At 65.8% G+C, this 5811-nt stretch carries 6 protein-coding genes; 5 read left to right on the top strand and 1 reads right to left on the bottom strand.

Translation table 11 applies throughout. The features are described from left to right. Together IRT45_RS35760 and ahcY are read left to right on the top strand one after the other, a co-directional pair. Positions 1-1309: vitamin B12 dependent-methionine synthase activation domain-containing protein (locus IRT45_RS35760; protein WP_194810179.1), on the top strand; the 1309-nt coding region annotated here is incomplete at its 5' end. Positions 1310-1352: 43 nt separating this feature from the next. Continuing rightward, positions 1353-2801: an adenosylhomocysteinase gene (ahcY, locus tag IRT45_RS35755; RefSeq protein ID WP_194810181.1), complete on the top strand. Its 1449-nt coding sequence runs from the start codon at positions 1353-1355 to the stop codon at positions 2799-2801. A 67-nt stretch (positions 2802-2868) separates the two neighbouring features. Here the strand turns inward: ahcY and IRT45_RS35750 are convergent, their stop codons facing one another. Next, a complete protein-coding gene (locus tag IRT45_RS35750; protein WP_194810178.1) occupies positions 2869-3243 on the bottom strand; it encodes a hypothetical protein in 375 nt (124 codons plus the stop codon). A gap of 165 nt (positions 3244-3408) precedes the next feature. On the opposite strand from IRT45_RS35750, the gene IRT45_RS35745 reads away from it, so the two are divergent. The 3 genes from IRT45_RS35745 to IRT45_RS35735 all read left to right on the top strand — a co-directional run. Then, complete coding sequence (locus IRT45_RS35745; protein ID WP_194810177.1) at positions 3409-4056, top strand: dTMP kinase; 648 nt, start codon at positions 3409-3411, stop codon at positions 4054-4056. Between the two features lie 79 nt (positions 4057-4135). Continuing rightward, positions 4136-4813, top strand: coding sequence for an MtrAB system response regulator MtrA (gene mtrA / locus IRT45_RS35740; RefSeq protein ID WP_030515021.1), 678 nt, complete (start codon positions 4136-4138; stop codon positions 4811-4813). Continuing rightward, positions 4810-5811, top strand: a 1002-nt coding sequence (locus IRT45_RS35735) for a HAMP domain-containing protein (RefSeq protein ID WP_375540188.1), incomplete at its 3' end; no start/stop codon positions are given. The genes mtrA and IRT45_RS35735, both read left to right, overlap by 4 nt.

Here is a 5811-nt window from a genome sequence, read left to right as displayed (position 1 = left end):
TGGCTACGAAGTCGTGAATCTCGGCATCAAGCAGCCGATTTCGGCGATCCTGGATGCCGCGGTGGACAAGAAGGCCGATGTCATCGGCATGTCCGGGCTGCTGGTGAAGTCCACGGTGGTCATGAAGGAGAACCTCGAGGAGATGAACGCCCGCGGGGTCGCGGGCCAGTTCCCGGTACTGCTCGGCGGTGCGGCGCTGACCCGCGGCTATGTGGAGAACGATCTCACCGAGGTCTACGAGGGCAATGTGCACTATGCGCGTGACGCTTTCGAGGGCCTGCGGCTCATGGACGAGATCATGACCCGCAAGCGTGGCGGCGGCCTGGACCCCGGCTCGCCGGAGGCCATTGCCGAACGTGAGCCGGCCGCCGAACGCAGGGCCCGCCACGAGCGGTCCAAGCGCATCGCCGCCGAGCGAGAGGCCGCCAAGCCCGCCGTCGTGGTGCCGGAGCGCTCCGATGTGGCCGCGGACCTGCCGGTGCCGACGCCGCCGTTCTGGGGCACCCGGATCATCAAGGGCCTGTCGCTGGCCGAGTACTCGGGGCTGCTCGACGAGCGGGCCCTGTTCCTGGGCCAGTGGGGCCTGCGCGGCCAGCGCGGCGGCGAGGGTCCCTCCTATGAGGAGCTGGTGGAGACCGAAGGCCGTCCTCGCCTGCGGTATTGGCTGGACCGGCTGATCGCCGAGGGGGTGCTCCAGCACGCGGCGGTGGTCTACGGGTATTTCCCGGCCGTGGCCGAGGGCGATGATGTGATTGTTCTCTCCGAGCCGAAACCCGGTGCGCCGGAACGCTTCCGGTTCACTTTCCCGCGTCAGCAACGCGACCGGTTCCTCTGCATCGCCGATTTCATTCGCTCGCGCAAGCACTCGATCGAAACCGGTCAGGTGGATGTGATGCCATTCCAACTGGTCACCATGGGTCAGCGCATCGCCGACTTCGCGAATGTGCTGTTCGCGGAGAACAATTACCGCGACTACCTCGAGGTCCACGGCATCGGCGTGCAACTCACCGAGGCACTCGCCGAGTTTGGGCACCGCCGCATCCGGGAAGAGCTGATCATCGAAGGTCGTCCGATCGCGGAGTCCGATCCCTCGGAGGTGCTCGAGTTCTTTAGGCTCGGATATCGGGGCGCCCGATACTCCTTCGGCTACGGTGCCTGCCCAGATCTCGAGGATCGGGCGAAGCTCATCGATCTCCTCGGCGCCGACCGAATAGGCGTCGCGCTCTCCGAAGAGCTGCAGCTGCATCCGGAGCAATCCACCGATGCGTTCGTGCTGCTGCATCCAGAAGCCAAGTACTTCAACGCCTGATCTATGTAAAGGAAACGCCGTGACCCTGGTTCTGTCCAGCAAGATGACCCCTGACGTCCGCAATGGCATCGATTTCAAGGTGGCGGACCTGTCACAGGCCGAGTTCGGCCGCAAGGAGATTCGCCTGGCCGAGCACGAGATGCCGGGCCTGATGGCGCTGCGCCGCGAATACCACGATGTGCAGCCGCTCAAGGGTGCGCGCATTTCGGGTTCGCTGCACATGACCGTGCAGACCGCCGTGCTTATCGAGACCCTCGTCGCGTTGGGCGCGGAGGTGCGTTGGGCCTCCTGCAATATCTTCTCCACCCAGGACCACGCGGCCGCCGCGGTCGTGGTCGGTCCGCACGGCACGGTCGACGAGCCCAAAGGCACTCCGGTTTTCGCTTGGAAGGGCGAGACCCTCGAGGAGTACTGGTGGGCCGGCGAGCAGATGCTGACCTGGCCGGGTGAGCCGACCAACATGATCCTCGACGACGGCGGCGACGCCACCATGCTCGTTTTGCGCGGCGCGCAGTTCGAGAAGGCCGGTGTGGTGCCGCCCGAGGCAGAGACCCACTCGGCCGAGTACAAGGTGTTCCTGAACCTGCTGCGCGCCAGCCTCGAAGCCGACAAGGGCAAGTGGGGCACGATCGCCGAGTCGGTGCAGGGCGTCACCGAGGAGACCACCACCGGTGTGCTGCGGCTGTACCAGTTCGCCGCCGCCGGTGAGCTGGCTTTCCCGGCGATCAACGTCAACGACTCGGTCACCAAGTCCAAGTTCGACAACAAGTACGGCACCCGGCATTCGCTGATCGATGGCATCAACCGCGGCACCGATGTGCTGATCGGCGGTAAGAAGGCGTTGATCTGCGGTTACGGCGATGTGGGCAAGGGCTGCGCGGAGTCGATGGCCGGTCAGGGTGCGCGCGTGCAGGTCACCGAGATCGACCCGATCAACGCGCTGCAGGCGCTGATGGACGGCTTCGACGTCGTCACCGTCGAGCAGGCGATCGCCGATGCCGACATCGTGATCACCTCGACCGGCAACAAGGACATCATCGGCCTCGACCACATGAAGGCAATGAAGGATCAGGCGATCCTGGGCAATATCGGCCACTTCGACAACGAGATCGACATGGCGGCGCTGGAGAACTCCGGGGCCACCAAGCTGAACATCAAGCCGCAGGTCGACCTGTGGACCTTCGATTCCGGCAAGTCGATCATCGTGCTGTCCGAGGGCCGGCTGCTGAACCTGGGCAACGCCACCGGCCACCCCTCGTTCGTGATGAGCAACAGCTTCTCGAACCAGGTCATCGCGCAGATCGAGCTGTGGACCAAGCCGGAGCAGTACGACAACGAGGTCTACCGCCTGCCGAAGGTGCTCGACGAGAAGGTCGCGCGCATCCACGTCGAGGCGCTGGGCGGCACCCTCACCAAGCTGACCAAGGACCAGGCCGAGTACATCGGCGTGGATGTCGAGGGCCCGTTCAAGCCGGAGCACTACCGGTACTGAGTTCGGAAACGGTTGTCCCGCCGGTGCTTTCGAGCCCGGCGGGACAACCGTCTCGTGCGCGCGACGCTCAGATCTGGCAGGTGGGGCTGGGGTGCAGCAACCAGCACAGCACCGAGCCCGGCTCGTTCGAACCGCTCGCCGAGCCCGATCCGAGCGGCGTGTCGGCGATCGCGGTGTTCGTCTCCGGCGTCCCGGCTGTGGTCGTGGCGGCACAGACGGTGCCCGGGGTACATCCGTGGCTGATGTCGCCGAGCAGTTTCAACAAGTCGAGGACGCTGCTGCCGGCGCCGCCGTCGGTGGCCGAATCCGCACTTCCGGAGGTGCCCGCGACCGGGGTGGCCGGCTCGAGCGGGAGCGGTGCGGCCGCCGCGACACCGGCGGCGAGGCCCGCGGTGATCGCGAGAGTCGCTGCGGCGGTACGTAATACACGAGAGATGAACATGGGCACCTTCCTGTTTTCGGGACGCTTCCTTGATCCCGCGCGGCGTCGCGACCGTTATCCCGTGCGGTGCCCCCAAAAGTAGCGTCTTCTGAAACGTCGACATTTCCGATAGCGCGCCGCGGGTACGTCGAACAGGGTGGACGCGAGAGTTGTAACCTGCACGTTATGGGTGCACTCATCGCGGTAGAGGGCCTCGACGGCGCGGGTAAGCGGACGTTGATCGACGCCGTCGTGGCGGGCCTGCGCGACCGCGGGCTGCGCGTCGACACGCTGGCCTTCCCGCGCTACGGCCGGTCGATCCACGCGGATCTGGCGGCCGAGGCGCTGCGTGGCCGGCACGGCGATGTGGCCGCATCCGTGAGCGCGATGGCGCTGCTGTTCGCGCTGGATCGCGCCGAGGCCCGCGACGAGTTGTCGAAACTGTTGGCGGACAACGATATTGTGCTGCTCGATCGGTACGTCGCCTCCAATGCCGCCTACAGCGCCGCGCGCGCGGGCGAGCAGGCGGACGGCGAAACGAGCTCGTGGGTAGCGGAATTGGAGTTCGGCCGGTTCGAACTGCCGGTGCCCGATATCCAGGTGCTGCTCGACGTGCCGACCGAGCTGGCGATCGAACGCGCCCGGCGCCGAGGTGAACTCGACACCGCCCGTGCGCTCGACGCCTACGAACGAGATATATCGCTGCAGGAGCGTACGGCGGCGGTCTATCGTGTGTTGGCCGAATCGCGGTGGCACGGGCCCTGGTGGGTCCATGCGCCGCAGGACGATCCGGTCCGACTCACCGAACAACTGGCGGAAATGATTGGCCGATAGGGTGGCATGTGCGTCGGTAATGTAACCAGTGTTGGCGTGGTTGCCCGTTCCGAGCCGGAGAGATGACAACATAGTAATTATGAAGCCGAAGATTCTGGTCGTCGACGACGATATGGCGCTCGCCGAGATGCTCACGATCGTCTTGCGCGGCGAGGGTTTCGATCCCCATGTCGTCGGCGACGGCACGCAGGCGCTCACCGCGGTCCGGGAATTACGCCCGGATCTGGTGCTGCTCGACCTCATGCTTCCGGGCATGAACGGTATCGACGTGTGCCGGGTGCTGCGCGCCGATTCCGGTGTGCCGATCGTGATGCTGACGGCCAAGACCGACACGGTCGACGTCGTCCTGGGCTTGGAATCGGGTGCCGACGACTACATCGTCAAACCCTTCAAGCCGAAGGAGTTGGTCGCGCGGGTGCGGGCGCGGTTGCGCCGTACCGACGACGAGCCGGCCGAACTCCTGTCGATCGCCGACATCGTCATCGACGTACCGGCCCACAAGGTGACCCGCAGCGGTCAGCAGATCTCGCTGACCCCGCTCGAGTTCGATCTGCTGGTGGCGCTGGCGCGCAAACCGCGGCAGGTCTTCACCCGCGAGGTGTTGCTCGAGCAGGTGTGGGGTTACCGGCACGCGGCCGACACCCGCCTGGTGAACGTGCACGTGCAGCGACTGCGGGCAAAGGTCGAGAAGGATCCCGAGAACCCTGAGATCGTGCTGACCGTTCGTGGCGTGGGCTACAAGGCCGGACCGCCGTGATCGCAGGCTCCAGAAGTCGCGTCGAGCGGCTGCTGGCAGCTGTGGTGGCCTGGTTCAAATCCGTCGGAGAGTCGCTGGGTCACACGTGGCGACGATCGCTGCAGTTGCGCGTGGTGGTTTCCACGCTCACCCTGTCGCTGATCGTCATCACGATCCTCGGCGTGGTGCTGACCAGTCAGATCACCGACCGCCTCCTGGACGCGAAAGTCAATGCGGCCGTTGAGGAGATGGGCCGCGCCCGCAATACCGTCGAGGCGCAGCTGACGGGTGTCTCCGATTCGAGCACCCAGGCGGTCCGGTTGCAGGACGCCGTGCGCGCACTCTCCTCCGGCGGCAGTTCCGCCACCGGCGGGGCCGGAACCTACAACGTCGCCCTGGCGATGGTCGGCGACGGCCAGCAGGAGGTGACGGCCGGGCCGATGCTGGAGGTTCCCGCCGAGTTGCGCCGGTTCGTCCAGCAGAATCAGGTCAGTTACCAGTTCGCGACGATCTCGGATCCGGACGGATATCGCGGGCCGGCGTTGATCATCGGCAGTCCGAGCTCGGAAGTGCCGACGCTCGAGGTCTACCTGATCTTCCCGCTCAACAACGAGCAGCGCAGCCTGAGCCTGATGCGCGGCACCATGCTGATCGGCGGCATCGTGCTGCTGCTGTTGCTGGCCGCGATCACCGCGCTGGTGGCCCGGCAGGTGGTGTTGCCGATCCGCTCGGCCGCCCGGATCGCCGGACGTTTCGCCGACGGCCGCCTCAAGGAGCGGATGCTGGTCCGGGGTGAGGACGATATGGCCCGACTCGCCATGTCGTTCAACGAGATGGCCGAAAGTTTGTCCAATCAGATCACCCAGCTCGAGGAATTCGGCAATCTGCAACGCCGCTTCACCTCCGATGTCAGCCACGAACTGCGGACCCCGCTGACCACGGTGCGAATGGCCGCCGACCTCATCCACGGGTCCAGCGACGAACTCGATCCGGCGCTGGCACGCAGTGCCGAACTGCTG

The sequence above is a fragment of the Nocardia sp. BSTN01 genome (assembly GCF_015354405.1).
Classification (GTDB): domain Bacteria; phylum Actinomycetota; class Actinomycetes; order Mycobacteriales; family Mycobacteriaceae; genus Nocardia.
Note: the sequence above shows the minus strand (reverse complement) of the source record. Positions and strands in the feature narration are given on the sequence as shown.